The organism is Leptothoe sp. LEGE 181152, from assembly GCF_032906605.1.
GTDB lineage: Bacteria > Cyanobacteriota > Cyanobacteriia > Phormidesmidales > Phormidesmidaceae > Leptothoe > Leptothoe turfae.
This window is the reverse complement of the sequence record NZ_JASATU010000068.1, coordinates 192,538-208,886: the sequence shown is the minus strand read 5'-3', so window position 1 is coordinate 208,886 and position 16,349 is coordinate 192,538. Positions and strand designations below refer to the sequence as shown.

The 16,349-nt window shown below is 47.5% G+C and carries 11 protein-coding genes; 3 read left to right on the top strand and 8 right to left on the bottom strand.

Annotation, left to right across the window (positions count from 1 at the left end; genetic code table 11):
* Window positions 1–45 precede the first annotated feature (45 nt).
* The 7 genes from QGP82_RS34565 to QGP82_RS34535 all read right to left on the bottom strand — a co-directional run bounded on the left by QGP82_RS34565 (window position 46) and on the right by QGP82_RS34535 (window position 9,336).
* Window positions 46–894 carry an XDD3 family exosortase-dependent surface protein gene (locus tag QGP82_RS34565; RefSeq protein WP_250564955.1) on the bottom strand — a complete coding sequence of 283 codons (849 nt, stop codon included), beginning with the start codon at window positions 892–894 and terminating at the stop codon, window positions 46–48.
* Window positions 895–1,396: 502 nt separating this feature from the next.
* On the bottom strand, window positions 1,397–3,205 hold the full coding sequence (locus QGP82_RS34560) for a calcium-binding protein (protein WP_499062315.1): 1,809 nt from the start codon (window positions 3,203–3,205) through the stop codon (window positions 1,397–1,399).
* A gap of 792 nt (window positions 3,206–3,997) precedes the next feature.
* Window positions 3,998–5,647 carry a mechanosensitive ion channel domain-containing protein gene (locus tag QGP82_RS34555; RefSeq protein ID WP_163663096.1) on the bottom strand — a complete coding sequence of 550 codons (1,650 nt, stop codon included), beginning with the start codon at window positions 5,645–5,647 and terminating at the stop codon, window positions 3,998–4,000.
* Between the two features lie 146 nt (window positions 5,648–5,793).
* On the bottom strand, window positions 5,794–6,462 hold the full coding sequence (locus QGP82_RS34550; protein ID WP_006514881.1) for a TVP38/TMEM64 family protein: 669 nt from the start codon (window positions 6,460–6,462) through the stop codon (window positions 5,794–5,796).
* 163 nt (window positions 6,463–6,625) lie between these two features.
* Window positions 6,626–7,399: a TVP38/TMEM64 family protein gene (locus QGP82_RS34545; RefSeq protein ID WP_163663093.1), complete on the bottom strand. Its 774-nt coding sequence runs from the start codon at window positions 7,397–7,399 to the stop codon at window positions 6,626–6,628.
* Between the two features lie 93 nt (window positions 7,400–7,492).
* Entirely contained in the window at window positions 7,493–8,494 is a 1,002-nt protein-coding gene (gene arsS, locus QGP82_RS34540) for an arsenosugar biosynthesis radical SAM (seleno)protein ArsS (protein WP_163663090.1), read from the bottom strand.
* Window positions 8,495–8,817: 323 nt separating this feature from the next.
* Window positions 8,818–9,336, bottom strand: a complete 519-nt coding sequence (locus tag QGP82_RS34535; RefSeq protein ID WP_163663087.1) for a hypothetical protein — start codon at window positions 9,334–9,336, stop codon at window positions 8,818–8,820.
* A gap of 872 nt (window positions 9,337–10,208) precedes the next feature.
* Here QGP82_RS34535 and QGP82_RS34530 point away from each other — a divergent pair.
* Window positions 10,209–11,801 carry a helix-turn-helix domain-containing protein gene (locus tag QGP82_RS34530; protein ID WP_499062314.1) on the top strand — a complete coding sequence of 531 codons (1,593 nt, stop codon included), beginning with the start codon at window positions 10,209–10,211 and terminating at the stop codon, window positions 11,799–11,801.
* 680 nt (window positions 11,802–12,481) lie between these two features.
* Here QGP82_RS34530 and QGP82_RS34525 read toward each other — a convergent pair.
* Window positions 12,482–14,017, bottom strand: coding sequence for a calcium-binding protein (locus QGP82_RS34525; RefSeq protein ID WP_499062313.1), 1,536 nt, complete (start codon window positions 14,015–14,017; stop codon window positions 12,482–12,484).
* 349 nt (window positions 14,018–14,366) lie between these two features.
* On the opposite strand from QGP82_RS34525, the gene QGP82_RS34520 reads away from it, so the two are divergent.
* On the top strand, window positions 14,367–15,260 hold the full coding sequence (locus QGP82_RS34520) for a hypothetical protein (RefSeq protein ID WP_499062312.1): 894 nt from the start codon (window positions 14,367–14,369) through the stop codon (window positions 15,258–15,260).
* 65 nt (window positions 15,261–15,325) lie between these two features.
* The gene (locus QGP82_RS34515) at window positions 15,326–16,264 is read left to right on the top strand and encodes a DUF1822 family protein (RefSeq protein WP_499062311.1); all 939 of its coding nucleotides are present in this window, start codon (window positions 15,326–15,328) and stop codon (window positions 16,262–16,264) included.
* The last annotated feature ends 85 nt before the right edge of the window (window positions 16,265–16,349 follow it).

The following is a 16,349-nucleotide window of genomic DNA, read 5'->3' as shown; positions in this document are numbered from 1 at the left end:
GATTGTTTATAGGGGAGTAGAGAATGCTTCGTATCACTTTTTGATTTAAGAGTGTGACTCAGACCTGCGAAGCCTAAGACTTGCTAAGAACCCAACAGCAGCGAAACTAAGAACCGCAGAAGGCTCAGGAACATCTTGAGTAGTATGCTCAGGATTTAGGTTGCCCATTAGGGCAATACCGTCGTTTGCACATTCCATTAGTAATGTTGCAATAAACTCTCCCCCTGGCAATAGAGAACGGTTAAATCGGAAGGTGTGGGTATCGCTACCAACGGCATCAAAATGCCCAAAATTTAGCCCTGCTGCTGCTGCATCCTGGTCTGATAAAAAGTCAATGCTGCCCAATAACGTTCCATCTGCAATGGATGTTAGTACAGCGTCAGTTTCACCCATATAGTCATAGGCTTGTTGTTTAGTGGTCAGGTCACCCATGGTATTTTGGCGTTCCCAACCGTATTGGTAATATTGCTTCAAGTGCTGATATCCTGCATTGCTTTGGGTAACCGATTGAGCGGTTACATTACCAAAAACACCCACTTGATCAACACCGGAATCATTGGTGCCAGCAAAGCGTACGCCGAATAGAGAACCGTTAGCAGTATTAATATCGTCACCAGTGACATTGAAGAGCAGATCTCCCCACCCCACGTTGCCATCAGCTGCACCATGATAACTGTTGCCAGTCAGAGGGCTCCCACCACTCACTGACACATAAACATGGTCTTGAGTCTCTTTGATGGCCAGGCCTCGAATTTCATAGGGATTGCCGCCAGAGCCATCGGTAAATGCATCGATACTATAGTTCCAACCTTGGTGGAATGTACTGGCATGGGCTGCATGGGGAACGGTGAGGCTGAGTAACGCCGAACCAATCAGTAAAGCTAAGCCTTTCATAGGAGTGCAGTTTCAGTATCTAGCGAAGAGTATTGTGATAAAAGTCACACTATAGGTATAACTCCGTCACCTAGGTGTCGCCTTCCGCCATACGGCCTTACTGTTACTTAGGTGTCAGAGTCACGTCTTTCGTAAAATCACTGACTTAATGGTTAAAAAAATAACCAAATTGAAAAGGCTAATTAAAGCCACATAAAGCAATTATTGAATAGACTATTCAAGCGGACATTAACACCCTTAAACACCCCTAGGGAGAAGGCGTAGGTATCTGTAGTGTCAGCATTACTTACGCCACGGCGTGAATTAGCGATTTGAACATCACTGGCGTCAAATACCCCGTTATCATTACCATCAAGGAAGCATCACTCAAATGTGTGCCAAATGTCATACCAGCATATGAGATCCCGCAGAGTCAAAAACCTGGCATATTCATGCCAGGTTTTTGAACTTCGAGCTTTTAAGTCAATAGACTAATCAGATTGAATGTGGGTTTTGACAAAGATTACACATAGACAATGTTGTCTTTTAATTCAGCATATGTAACGTTTTCAACGACCGCTGCCCAGTCATTTGTGCCCCGATATTTAATAATGACATCTCCATTTTGTTGATGGAATGAGTAGCGATCGCTCTTGCCTAATTGAATCGTATCTAACTCATGGCCAACAATATGAAAATGATCATTCACATGGCCAAAGAAGTCTTTAATAGTAGCGTAACCGCTGCCCTTATATTCACTTCCAATGACAAACTTGTCACGATCGGTGTTACTACCTTTACCACCGTAGAGGATATCATAGCCACCCCCACCAACTAGGACGTCACTACCTTTGCCCCCTATGATGGTATCGTTGCCAGCTCCGCCATACATGGAATCGTTACCGTGTCCACCACTAATGTAGTCATTGCCGTACCCACCATACATAGAGTCATTACCGTAGCCACCATACATGGAGTCGTGACCACTATAACCATACATGGAGTCGTGGCCATTTAGGCCAGACAGTACATTGTTGTAGTTGTTGCCTTTTAATACGTTGCTGTAGCTGTTGCCAGTTCCTCGGTAGGCACTGCCCGTCAGTGTTAAGTTCTCTACATAGTTTCCAAGGGTGTAGCTAACGGACGATTTAACAGTGTCAACACCCTGGCCAAAATATTCAACAACTTTATCAAGGGTACTGTTAACAACATAGGTGTCGTTGCCGTACCCACCGTACATGGAATCGTTACCATATCCACCATCCAGGTAGTCATGGCCTCCATAGGCATAGATAGTGTCATTGCCACTATAGCCGTACAGTGCGTTGTTGTAGTTGTTGCCTCTCAACACGTTGCTGTAGCTGTTGCCAGTTCCTCGGTAGGCACTGCCCGTCAGTGTTAAGTTCTCTACATAGTTTCCAAGGGTGTAGCTAACGGACGATTTAACAGTGTCAATACCCTGGCCAAAATATTCAACAACTTTGTCAAAGCTGCTGTTAACAACATAGGTGTCATTGCCGTACCCGCCGTACATGGAATCGTTGCCGTACCCACCATCCAGGTAGTCATGGCCTCCATAGGCATAGATAGTGTCGTTGCCACTATAGCCGTACAGTGCATTGTTGTAGTTGTTGCCTCTCAACACGTTGCTGTAGCTGTTGCCAGTTCCTCGGTAGGCACTGCCCGTCAATGTTAGGTTCTCTACATAGTTTCCAAGGGTGTAGCTAACGGATGATTTTACAGTGTCAACACCCTGGCCAAAATATTCAACAACTTTATCAAGGGTACTGTTAACAACATAGGTGTCATTGCCGTACCCACCATACATAGAGTCATTACCGTAGCCACCATCCAGGTAGTCATGGCCTCCATAGGCATAGATAGTGTCGTTGCCACTATAGCCGTACAGTGCATTGTTGTAGTTGTTGCCTCTCAACACGTTGCCGTAGCTGTTTCCGTTTCCTCGGTAGGCACTGCCCGTCAGTGTTAAGTTCTCTACATAGTTTCCAAGGGTGTAGCTAACGGATGATTTTACAGTGTCAATACCCTGGCCAAAATACTCAACAACTTTGTCAAAGCTGCTGTTAACAACATAGGTGTCATTGCCATACCCGCCGTACATGGAATCGTTGCCGTACCCGCCATCTAGGTAGTCGTTGCCATACCCACCATTGAGGTAATCGTTTCCAGCATAGCCGTACATAGTGTCATTACCATTGAACCCATAGATGTTGTCATTAAAAATAGTTCCATAAAGACTGGAGCGGAAAATGAAGGGAAAACCATTAAAAGTGCCGTTGTCATTGTAGTTAGTGCCGTAGATATTAGCCATGTTTTCCTCAAAATGAATGAATGGAATTAGATGCTTTACTCACACGACCCAGGGAACCTGAAGAGATTAAAGAGAAAATTCTTTTACTGTATCAAATATCTCTTCTTGTCTTTGGGGTGGCTCTCAACTGAACCATCTAAAGAATAGGGTGAGAAAAACTTTCAATCACCGGGTTTTCCTATAAGCTTCAACGACAAATCATGAGAGGCTCCTTGACGAAAAGTGCAAGAGTCCTTTCCAGTTTTAAAATAAGCGAATTTCTTCCTAGATCTTCAAAGTAAAAACGTCTGGAACGTGTATCGCCCAGACGTCAATTTCGAATATTAAATTGGTTGAATTAACAGTCGTTTACCTACTCTGACCAGTCAACAATCGTTTCCCAATCATCGATCCCCACAGCTGAACAGATTCCAATAAAGCTATCTACACAAATACGATTTTTACGCCAGAATCGTTTCAGTGTAGATTCACTGATAAAGGCTAAGTGGTACCAAACCTTAGAATTTTTGGCCCAGCCTTTTCGTTTACGTGCTTGATCAATTGTACGTAACCCGTCTTGCGAAGCTCTGACTCTGGCTGAACTCCTATGGATGCGGAACTGTTTCACGTCTTGTTAGATGTATTTCAAAACAACAGCCTATGGGTTCTATGACAACTGAACCATTTAAAGACTAGGTGATGAAATAGGGGGCGTCATCGGGTTTTTCTATAAGCCTGAATGACAAAATCTAAGAAGTCACCTTGCAGAAATCTGCAAGGCTGCTCTTCAACTGTTCTATAAGCTGTTTCTGACTAGGTTTTGTTATTATCCCAACGCTGATGCTTGTCGAGTTTATTCAGACTATCTTCGGATAGGGTAACTGGCAGCGGTCCTTTGGGGAGATGGATATCTCGCTGGGGAAATGGAATTTCGATGCCAACTTTGCGGAAAGCGGTTGCGATCGCAAAGTTTAAATCACTTTTCACCTGGGGATATAGCTGAGGTTTGCGAATCCATACCAGCAGCTCAAAATTAAAGGAACTTTCGCCAAAGTCATTCAAGAATACTTCAGGGGCAGGGGCTGCCATCACCTGGGAATGTTGCCGTCCCACCTCCAGTAAAATTGCCTTAACGGTCTCTGGGTTGCTGTTGTAGGAAACCCCCACCGGAATATGAATGCGCGATAGGGGATTACGGTGACTCCAGTTGATCACATCCTGCTCTAAAAATCGTGAGTTAGGCACAATAATCGACACCTGATCAAGGGTGCGAATATCCGTACTGCGGGGGCCAATGCGATCCACCCGACCCATTTTCCCCTCCAGTTCAATAAAATCGCCCACCTGGATCGGGCGCTCAAAAACCAGCACTAAGCCACTGCTAATGTCTTTGGCAATATTTTGCAGGCCTAAACCAAGTCCCACACCCAGGGCACTGGCAAGCAACGTCAGAGAGCTGAGATCGATGCCCCACAGCTGTAATACTGCAATGATGCCGACAAATAAGATGAAGTAACGGATCAAGATAGCAATGGCCGCCTGCATGCCCAGGCTGAGACCTGAAGCTTGTAAAAGTCGCGATCGCAACACATTTGTTGCAATTTTAGCCACCAGGACTAAAATTCCCAGCCACCCAAACAAAGCCAGAATATCGGCAATGGAGAGGCTCGTTTCTCCTAACGGCAGTGCTTGATCAATAAAAAACTCCGCCAGTCCATCCTGTATACGATGGGTCCAAGCCCTGGTGAATCGAAACTGCCTGACCACGAAGAGTACTGCCGATAGCCAGAGAGCCACCCGCAACACCAACAGTAATAGTTGAAGACTAAAGCGTGCCAGTGAAAACTCAGTGCGACCAATGCCAGTTGTCCCCGGTAGCGGTTGAGCAACACTTATGGGAAAGAGGGGCAATACATAACGACGACAGAGATACCCCAGGAAATAATGCAGTCCTGCGGCTCCTAACAAGACAGCAAGGGATGTGAGCGTAGCCCGCAGCAAATAATCCCCACTGCGTTCCAACCGTGCTTGCTTCAACCCTTCCTCAATATTCTCAGCCCAAATTCGAGCCTGGCGATCCAGGGTATCTTCTTTAACATTCACAGGTGGGTTCATGGCCCGCAGGTCATTGGCCGTCACCGATAACAACCGACGGCCTGTCCTCGCCGATGAACCATTGTAGATAATGGGCGTATATCTAGAAATATCTACCCTAACCGACAGAGGTTCACTGGATTTCATAAGCTCTGCCAGTTCCCAGTTGATGCCCTGGGCTCTTCGGGTTTCTGTCAGTTCTTTAGTTTCTGCCACTTGGAATAGACGTTGACCATCCACCACAATCCACTCGGTGGAAATCTCCTCTTCCTGGACAGTACTTTCCTGGTTTTTAATCCCCTGGGCAAAGGACTCAGGCGAAGCAAAGATAGTAAAGCCTAAGGCCACACTCAGCAGAAGGCCAATCACAAATCTGCTCGTGAGTCGCCAGTACTGCTGACGTTTTCTAACGTGCTGATCAAAAAATTGACTTAACACTGTCCGCTATCCCATCGATCTGGGCCTATCCTACAGTCTTTTAAAGAGACCTGGCTGTCCAGGCACTGGTTCAATGTCTACCGCAGTTCACTCCGGCGATATTTCTGAGCCAAGATCGGCATTAAGGATAGCAATGCCAATAAGCTTAAACAAATAACAACGGGCCACCAGTCACCATTGCGCAGAGCATCAACCCCTGTAACCCCTAACCAGGTATAGGCCATGGTGCCAGGGATAATGCCAATCAAAGTACCCAGGGCATAGGGCGTCACTGCAATATTGGTTAAACCGAAGAGGAAGTTCACCACGTTAAAGGGGGAAATGGGGGCAAACCTGACCGCCAGCACACAGGGTAAGGCCTGATGTTCCATGGTTTTGTCTAACCGTAAAAATATCCCCTTAAACCGAGGGTGTCGACAAAACCGTCGCTCAAACCAACCATGGAACAGATATCGCGCTAGCCAGAAGGCCATCAATGCGCCTGCGGTTGCCCCCAGGATGGACCACAGTGTGCCCCAAAGTAAGCCAAATAGGGCCCCCCCTATAACCACCAGCACTGTTCCAGGAATCCCCACGGCAGCGGCTATGGTATGGGCACCAATAAAAACAGCAACTCTCCAATTACCTGAGTTTTCGATGAGCTCGGTCAGTGCCTGATGGTCCAATAGGATATGTACTAATCGCCAACCCCAAAGGGCCACTGTAGCCACAATCAACAGACCCCAGATATGTTTTTTTCGGACCATGGCGATACGAGTGTCATTGTGAGTATGATACCAAGTTCCCTCGCTCCTCCCAGAATAAGCGGAGGATGCGTCGAGGGAAATTCAGGGTGCAGAGTGATGAATGTTACTGAGCTCCTGAGTGTTTCTGAGTAATCCGTAAGACTCAGCGTCTAAGACTCAGCGTCTAAGACTCGGCTTCAATAGGTTGATTAGTCTCAGGAAGAGATTCTTGTAGAGACTTGCGAGCAACCTTAGTCACAATAAAGACAACAGCAAATGTGGCCACCAAACCCACAAGTAAAAACGCCCATTCTGCAGGACTTCTCTCTTGTCCAGTGGCAGCACTACCGACGACACCACCGAGGTAGACATATAAAATAGTGCCTGGCAAAATGCCCACCGTGCCCAACACATAGTCAGTTAAAGACACATTGGTCAGTCCCAGAGCATAGTTCAACAAGTTAAATGGAAAGGCTGGAGAAAGACGTACCAAAAAGATGATTTTGCGGCCTTCTTTCTCAATAGCGTCATAGATGGCCTTAAAGATGCGATTACCCGATACCTTATTGGATACCCAGTCACGGGCCAGATAGCGCCCAATTAGAAATGCTGCCGTAGCGCCCAGCATTGCACCGATAAACACAAGAATGGTGCCTTTGACAATGCCAAATACGGCCCCTGCGCCCAAAGTCACCACCGATGCAGGTAAGAACGATACGGTGATAACGATATACATAAGGATAAAGACAATGGGGGCCACCGGTCCCAAGCCTTCAACCCAGTTGAGAGCGTTTTGAAGCGTGCCCTGGATACCACCGCTGGCGTCCTGAGCCATAGCTGGAGCCGCTGCCAGCAACACCATCCCGATAAAAGCAAATGACATAAATTTAGTCAGTACTTTAGCCAGTTTCGACTGATTACTTGGCAAAGGGCCAAGCATGTTTTTTGAGCCTGTCATTAGAAATACTCCTGTGTAAGTTTATCTTGAAAAGACGGTGTTCCCTATCCCCTCTGGAAAGTCTAGGCCCAGACTTTCCAGAGAGCTTGGTCTCTAAACTAGAGAACCTCCACAGCTAGACCCACTGCCGGCGGTACAACCAAAACAGTAGGGACGGGTTTGCACCTGTTCGACCACGTCTAATGTGCCACGCTCAAGCAAGGACTTGATGGTGACGGGTTGCCCTTGGGCATCCAGGGCTGGCACCCCCTCCATTTGGTGAAAATCACAGTCATAGACCTGACCTAAGTAATCCACCGATAGCTCACTGCGGCACATTAGATGGGCTACCGTGCCAGCATTATGATGCTGGGCTAAAAACGTCAGATAGGGATCATGGAGCTGACGATGTTTCAGATGAAATTTAGTACGGCCAATCGGTAGATTGGTGATGGTGAATAAGCTATTGAACTGAATATCAAAATGTTCGCTGAGGTAAGCCTTATAATCCTTTTCTAATCCGGTCTGTCCCGGCGTTAGGGAAAAGTTTTCAGAGGTGGGCACGGGCGGATTGTAGACTAAATCAATCACCAGATTTGGATCGTTGCCATATCCCTGTTGATTCAATAGCTGTAGTGCCTGAATCGAGTCATGGTAGACGCCCTGTCCCCGCATTTTGTCCACATTATCTTCTAGATAGCAGGGCAGTGACGCCACTACTCGCAATTGGTTTTTGGCAAAATAATCAGGTAGATCTTCGTAGCCAGGTTCAAAAAAGATTGTCAGGTTTGAACGGACAATCACTTCTTTCCCTTGGGCACGGGCAGCTTCCACGATGGGACGGAACCCATAGTTCATCTCCGGCGCACCACCGGTTAAATCTACGGTCTGGATTTGTGGAAACTGATGAATCATTTCCACTAGCTGATTGCACACGTCAGGGGATAATTCCTCAGTGCGATGGGGGCCAGCCTCCACATGGCAGTGACTACAGCTGAGGTTGCACTTGCGGCCTAAATTGATTTGTAAAACGCTGATGGGCGTTTTGGTCAATGGTTGACCTAGAGCAGCCTCGAAACTGGGCAATGTCTGTGGAGCAGGAATTGACTGGACCATATCTAAATAAACGGGTAGTTGACGGCTTGCAGCCAGGAAGCTTGACTTCCACGACTGTCATTGAACGATACCTTGCTGAATTTTCCCTGAAAACAAAACACTAAATTGCTTAATGCCCTACAATCTCGCTCAGTCAATGACTTTAATAGGGATAGATGGATTGATCATGGGGGCTTATATTCGGATTTATTAATCCAAGTTTTAAGCATGCCAAGGCCAGGCCACTAGCTAATATAGACAGCTATCAAAAAACTGCTAACTGAAGCAAAAATTTTTTGATAGTAGAAAAGATCAAGGCATCACTAGTGAGATGGAAGCTCATATCAGGAAACCAGTGTAAAGCGCTTATCCGTAAACATTGAGAGGGGGCGCAACCAGTACTTATCGCTATTGTCTTGGGTGCTTTTGTAGCAAACATGTGGCTCACTTAATTCAGGAAATGCCCAGTGCTTATTACCAGTATGCTTTGTAGTAGAGTTTTCTGTTGCGGGAAGAATGTCATGATAGCTCCCTGACTCTGTATGAATCGCTGTGAAGTAAGCGGGTGAAGCATGAAACCCTTGCCCAGCTTCAACGATGACAACCACCTCATATTCATGCCACTTGCCCGCTGCTGGATTATGTTTGTAGTGGCGATAGATTTGACCAGGGGACGGGTTCAGCACCTTCTGATTATCAATGAAATCATCTCCTGTTAACGGCTTCTCTGGCAGCCTGTTCTCATGTCCACACCACGGGCACCACAGCATAGCCTGACTACCCCAAGGGAAATCGCCAATAGCCCACCATTTCTGGCAGCGATCGCAACTGAAGTGATAGAGATGTTCTATGGATACTTTCATGGCATACCTCGACAACAGCCCCAATAATCGCAGCTATCGCACTGCCTAGCCATACTACATCATTCAATTTCTATATCATCCTGCGCCAGCATCCGTCTCACTCATCTTCTCTGACTCCGAGAGCAAGAACAACGATTCTGGATCACCTAGCTCTGTTGCAACGCTTCTCTTTTTGCTAGGTTCCATCTTTCACTCAAGTCTCCATCGATTACTGAGTTGTCATTCGCCAGCTAGGGGAGTCATCGCCGTTGTTCTACGTCGGATAGGGTGTCAAGAAAATAAATTTTCATTAACGCTCAGGTATAACGAACTGACTGGGGGTTGGCATATAAGAATATCTATACCTATAAAAAGAACAATATAACCGATTAATTTATGCAGGAAACCCCTGGAATATTTCCAGCCAAAGTCCATATCCTAAATCCCAGAAGACTTCCCTTAAGAGCAGTGTCAGTCAAAGTTAGGCCTTACAGAAGAATGTATTTTGAAGACTCAAATCTGATAGTTCGTTTCATCGAACCATGGGCGTAGTATCCATGATTTTTATGGGTTATTCTTGTCTAGAAACAGTGATTTAAGTAACATTTTTTTAGCGGCAAAGGTCCGCCCTAAACATCTTCTCAATAGTTGCTAAAAAAATTGTTAAATCGCATCCAGGTCACATAGAAACCAAGGTATCAGTTAAGCTGTTATATCTAGTGATGTGAGTGAGAAACAATAGAGCCGCGCCTCGTAACAACTTCCTATTTTTTGAGCCCTCTACCCATAAGGTTTTGTTGACAAGGATTGTTGCACTCAAGCCTCAGTAATAAAGATCAAAATCTATAGGACGCCACCAATCTAATGGGTTGATCAGTGGATGCATTTTGTTTATGGTCTACACTGTCAAAGACAATTGTATTGCGTGTAATATTTGCCAGCCGCAGTGCCCCCATGGAGCAATTAAGTCTACAGATGACGGCGAAAGCTATTGGATTGATCCCACCCGCTGCGATGGTTGCCCAGATGTAGACATTCCACGCTGTGTAGAAGCCTGTGACGTTGATGCACTGGCTCCACTGCGCCCCAAAAAAGGGCGCTACAAAAGTAGCTTATTGCCACCAGCAATTCCTGACATCTTTCTCAATGGCAAAACCACACCGTTTGCTTCTTCCATGGTGATTTGGGAGGCCTGCAACATTTTAGCGCAGCGCCAGCATCTGTCGTGGCAAACTGATGCGGATGGCCAACTCTGCTATCGCCGTCCAGTGCACCGCGATCGAGGAGAAATGCGATTTCGACTGACCATAAACCCCGAAAGTCATTCTCCTGTTCCCATGTCTGAGTATGAGGCAACAGCTGCCATCACTCAATTCGATATTCGTGCCACCTGTCTCCATTTAATTTTTGCTGCCTATGCGGTCACGGTTGATTGTCCCTGGGAAACTTCCTTCGTATTGAACAACCAACACATTGAGCAATATTTGGGGCTTGATAAGCGTAAAGATCTGACCAAATTGGATAAGCTTACTCTAATCAAACAGTTGGTGTATCAAGCTTGTCAACTGCTCGTCGCAGTCGACTGGCCTCGCCAGGGCAAAGTCCATGCCTTCTCCCTGGATGAACACCCCATATGGCATCTGCTTGACACCGAATATTATTTTGAAGCAGATGCCCAGGGAGATCGCCATCTGATTGGTCTGAGTTTTACTGTGCGAGCCGGTATTTGGGCTAAACACTTTCTCAATAAGCGAGACTATCGTAACCAAACGGCTTTTTACCAGTACGGCAACTTACCCAAATCTTTGCTTACAGAAGTCCTCAGTAATTGGCAACAGCATGAAGGAGCCGTCCGTTTGCTTCTATGGCTATTGTTTAAGTTGCGGCTGGGGAGTGATCATCGGCTGACCGTTCGCACCCTGCTGCGCATTGCCTATGGCACAGATCGATTAGTGGCAGCAACCACTGTACGGGGTGCCCATAAGCGTCTGCTTAAAACCTTTGAAAGCGATCTGGAAGCCATTTACTATTATGGGCTCACCCCCCTGTTTGATCCAGAGACTTATTCTTTTGATATTCAGCCGTTATGGGCCAAAGCGGTTGACATTCCTGATGATGTTGACGATGCTCTTGAGTTTTGGGTGAATGATGCTAACCAGATCCGGAGCTTAACGGACACGGCTCCCCGAGATAAGTGGCAGCGGCTGATCAATGCACGACTTGCAGGGTTTGAGCTATCAGAAGACTGGCAACAAACAGTACATCGCCGTGCCCCTAAACGTCGTCGCAGGAAGTCTCAATCAGACCCGTTAGGGACGCTTTCCGGTCATGCCATCAAAGCAGCCCGCCAACGCCAAAACTTTTCTCAGCGTGCTCTGGCCGAGCGCCTTGGCAAGAGTCAGAGTTGGGTGCGCGATGTCGAAAAAGGGCGATTTAACATTAGTTCTGTAGACCACGTCCGTTTGCAACAAGCCCTGGGTTTCTAGGGAGATTCTCAGGCTCACAATCGCACTAACATGGGTAAAGTGAGTTCAACACAAGTATGGCTGTGGAGCAGAGCGCAATTTTAAATCACATGAAAAAGCCCCTGATAAACCAAAGCGAGAGGGTCAGGGGCGTTATGGAAACTAAGTGGTTTCTAAGATGCGATCGCACCTGGTAGAAACTGGCTACAGACAATTGCCAAGCGCCAGTCACTTACTGGGGTGTAGGGACTGGCGGGTTAGGGGGGGATGAAACAGATAGTAATTGATTGGTTTGGGGTTTTTCGGGCTCTAAAACTTCTAGGTAGTCGGCCAATTTATTCCACTCTTGTGCCGCTCGGGCATTGCCTATGTCAGCTGCAAACCTAAGTGCATCAATGATTTTCCTTTTTTGGCTTTCATTTATGATGTAGTTCATTCTTTTTGACTCCCTGTATTGAGTGTTTTAGCCCCAACTTCCTAGCTTTAGTCCTAGCTTTAGAAATATGCTCTTTACTGATTCACCTTCTATGGGTTCTTATACGACTGAAGCGTGAGAAAATCTGTAGCCAGCCGCACACAGCACCGAGAAATCGCCTAGAGAGATGCCTAGCTTGACACAAAAAAAGCCGATCGGAGCTACCGATCGGCTGTTACAGTCAACGCTTATGGGTTGAACTCGTCACACACCAGTCAAGGAGAACTTAGACATAGGTGAATTGGTTAGTGTTAGCTAGGTTGAGACTAGCGGCATTGACACCTTGGACAATGCCAATTAGGTCGCCACCAAAGCTAATTCCAGCACCGGCTACGCCATTCACTGAGACGTTAGATAGGGAGTAAGAGGCTGCACTACCAACTAGCTGAATTCTGTCAGCAATATCTCCAACAAAGTTGTAGGCATCAAAGTCACGCAGAACGGCATGGTCAGTATTGCCCTGGTCGTTATAGAAGACGCGACCATTTTGACCTAGAACAAAGACGTCAGTGTCATTGGTGCTGCCGCTAAACAGGATATCGCGTTCACCAGTACCTTCGGCAGCAAGACTTGTGCCATTCAAGCGGTCATTGCCAAGACCACCGACTAGGATGTCGTTACCACGATCACCCAACAGGGAGTCGTTGCCAGCTTCGCCGCGTAGCACATCATTGCCAAGGCCACCAACCACAGTATCGTTGCCTGCGCCCGCAAAGACGCTATCGTTGCCGGCTCCTGTGTGGATGAAGTTAGCTCCAGCAGTACCGGTGATAATGTCGTTACCTGCCCCTGTATAGACCCGCTCAAAGTTAGTGGCAGTCTCACCGGCATAGTTCGTCACCCCTGTAATCATGTTGAGGTTATAGGCCCCATTCCAGAAGCGCACATCCAGGGTGTCAATGCCAGCGCCGCCATCCATGCGGTCAAGGCCTAGGCCACCGTCAATCCAGTCGTTACCAGCTTGGCCAAAGATGCGGTCATTGCCATTTTCACCTCGGAGCACATCGTTGCCAGGGCCACCGTAGATCGTGTCATTGCCTGCACCTGCAAATACACGGTCGTTGCCTGCGCCAGTGCTGATGACGTTGTTGCCAGCAGTACCGGTGATGGTGTCGTTACCTGCCCCTGTGAAAACATTCTCGAAGTTGGTGGCGGTTTCTCCAGCGTAGTTGGTCACCCCTGTGTTCATGTTAAGCACATAGGCCCCGTTCCAGAAGCGCACATCTAAGCTGTCAATGCCAGCACCGCCGTCCATGCGGTCAACACCAAAACCACCGTCAATCCAGTCATTACCCGCTTGTCCGAAGATGCGGTCATTGCCGTGCCCACCCCGGAGCACATCGTTGCCAGGGCCGCCGTAGATCGTGTCATTGCCTGCGCCTGCAAATACACGGTCGTTACCTGCGCCAGTGCTGATGACGTTGTTGCCAGCAGTACCGGTGATGGTGTCGTTGCCTGCCCCTGTGTAGACATTTTCAAAGTTGGTGGCGGTTTCTCCAGCGTAGTTGGTCACCCCTGTGTTCATATTGAATACATAGGCTCCGTTCCAGAAGCGCACATCTAGGGTGTCAATGCCAGCACCGCCGTCCATACGGTCAAGGCCTAGGCCACCGTCGATCCAGTCATTGCCTAAGCCACCAAAGATAATGTCGTTACCTGCGAGACCACGAATTCTGTCGTTGCCTGCGAGACCGTTGATGATGTCGTTTAGATTTGTGCCAACTAAATTGTCATTAAAAGGGGTGCCGTTAATTAAAGCCATGGAAGGGTTCTCCTGAATGGTGAAGACTTACAAGATTTTGGAAAGAAGTTGACAGGTTTGTTTTGGTGCTGTTTTCTTTCCGTTCAGTAGTCACTCGTGGCGTTGCAATGGGTTTTATGCAAAAAAATTAGTTTTTTTGAAATTAGTTTTTTCTTGATCGCCATTTCCTTTGCTATGCAAGGCTTTGATGGATTTCAGAAAATATTTTTCGATGGGTAAGGGTGGCAATCATCGAAAAATATTGCATTTTGCATAAAAAATGATCGAATTTAACGAGTTATGGAGAAACGAGTCGATAATCTTGAGGAGGTTACATGAACCCTCGAATTACATTTCACCAAGATCGTCTATGGAATCGCATTTTAAGCAACTTATCTTGGTTCTCCAGGGGCAAGCACCAGGGGAGGCTGAACGCGCATTCTCTGATTTGGTTGAAACGATGATGCGATCGCGAAAAATAGGACGCCCCCCCCGAGGTCAGCCCCTGACCGGTATCTATAAGGAAATTTGCGATCGCATTCACCAACAGCTCACCCAGGCTTTACAGGATTGCCTCGACCAGAGCCTTCTAGACACTGACCCCAACTGGGGCTATCAATTGCGGGCCCAGGCGACTAAAGATGCCCTAACTGACCCCTTACTCAAAGGTCTGGCCCTAGAAGCCCAAGGCCAGCCCAATCCTAGCCCTCTACGGCAGCATGCCCTCCTCCAGCTAGTGGAGGCTATTCGGGCCAGTGGTAGGCTGGCCCATCCCCACCGGGCCAAGTTTTCGTCTTCTTTCTATGACTTGCTCTATGAAGAAGCCGTCAACCGCACCCTGGTGTATGTGTGCCAAAAAATTGACACCTACGACCCGGAGCGGGGTCAGGCGCAAAAGTTTATGAACTGGGTGAATTTCCGGCTAGACCGCATGGTGATCGAATGCCGACGGCAATTTAGCGATCGCCACACCCAGGAATTGCCTAATCTTAACGACCTGGAGCGGCTCTCTCAGCCAGAACCAACATCCACCCTGGCGAAGGATGTCCAAGACTATATCGCGACCGACCGCGATGACGTATTCAAATCCACACACATTCGTAAGCGACCGGATGCTAGCTTTCAAGCCATTGCCCTAGCTCGGTTCGCTGACCAAAGCTGGGAAGAGATTTCGACCCAGTTTGATATCAAAATCCCCACCCTTAGCAGTTTCTTTCAGCGCTGCTGTGACAAGTTTTCGGATCAATTCCGGGAGCTGCTTTAGGCCCAATCTACCAGACTTATTTCAACAACTCGCTTAAACGCTTGCCCACTTGTGAGACACACGCCATGAACACCTCCCCTCCTCCTTCGGACTTTACAGTCCCCCTCTCCTTAGAACCTCATCACCAGGCCGAACAATTCCGCAAAAATCAGTCAAATCCGCAGAAAGGCAAGCAAATTTATCTCAATACGCTGGCTATTTATGCCACTCGTTTTTACTTGGAATGTCTGGGGTTCGAGCCCGATCTAGACGCTAGCGATGGTCTTAACCCGGTGCAGCAAATGTTATTGGGAACAGCGGGGTTAGCGGTGGCCGACCAAGGGCAGCTGGAATGTTGCCCGGTGCTACCGGGTGAAACTGAATTGACCATTGCCCCTGAGGTCAGTTGCGATCGCATTGGCTATGTCGCTGTACAACTCGACAACAATTTACGCTTGGCCACCCTGCTTGGATTTGTTAGCGAAGCCACTGAGCCAGTTCCCCTAGCGCAGCTGCAGCCCATGGAAGATCTCTCGCAGTTGCTCACACCGTCTATGGCTCAACAGAGGATGCAGCAAGCGACCCAACAGGCCAGCGAACAAATTACCCAGCTCAGCCAGTGGTTACAAAACCTGGCCGATGACAGTTGGCAAGCATTAGACAGCTTTGTTAACCCAGCCAGCCTAGCCTTCAGAAACCAAACAACAGGTTTGGGAGAAGGCATAATTGGCCGTTGCAAACGCATTAGTCTCAATGACCAAGATGTCACCCTTGCCCTGGGTATTTTGCCCTTATCCGAATCTTCAACAGAGATTCAGGTGCAGGTTTACTGTACGCAAGAACAAACTTACCTGCCTCCCCAGCTACAACTTAGTGTTCTAGATGCTGACAACCAAGACGTGATGCAGGCCGAAGCCAGGGCCACGGAAGCAATTCAGCTCAAATTTACCGGCAGCCCCGGCGAACAATTTAGCCTTAGAGTCGCATTGCAAAACGCCAGCTTTGCTGAAACCTTTATTATTTAGAAAGTCTTGAGTTTTGTAGAGCTTTGCTCTTCTAAGCTTGCTGAGCATTTTGAATTTTGAATTCGAGCTGTTTACTTAGATCGCA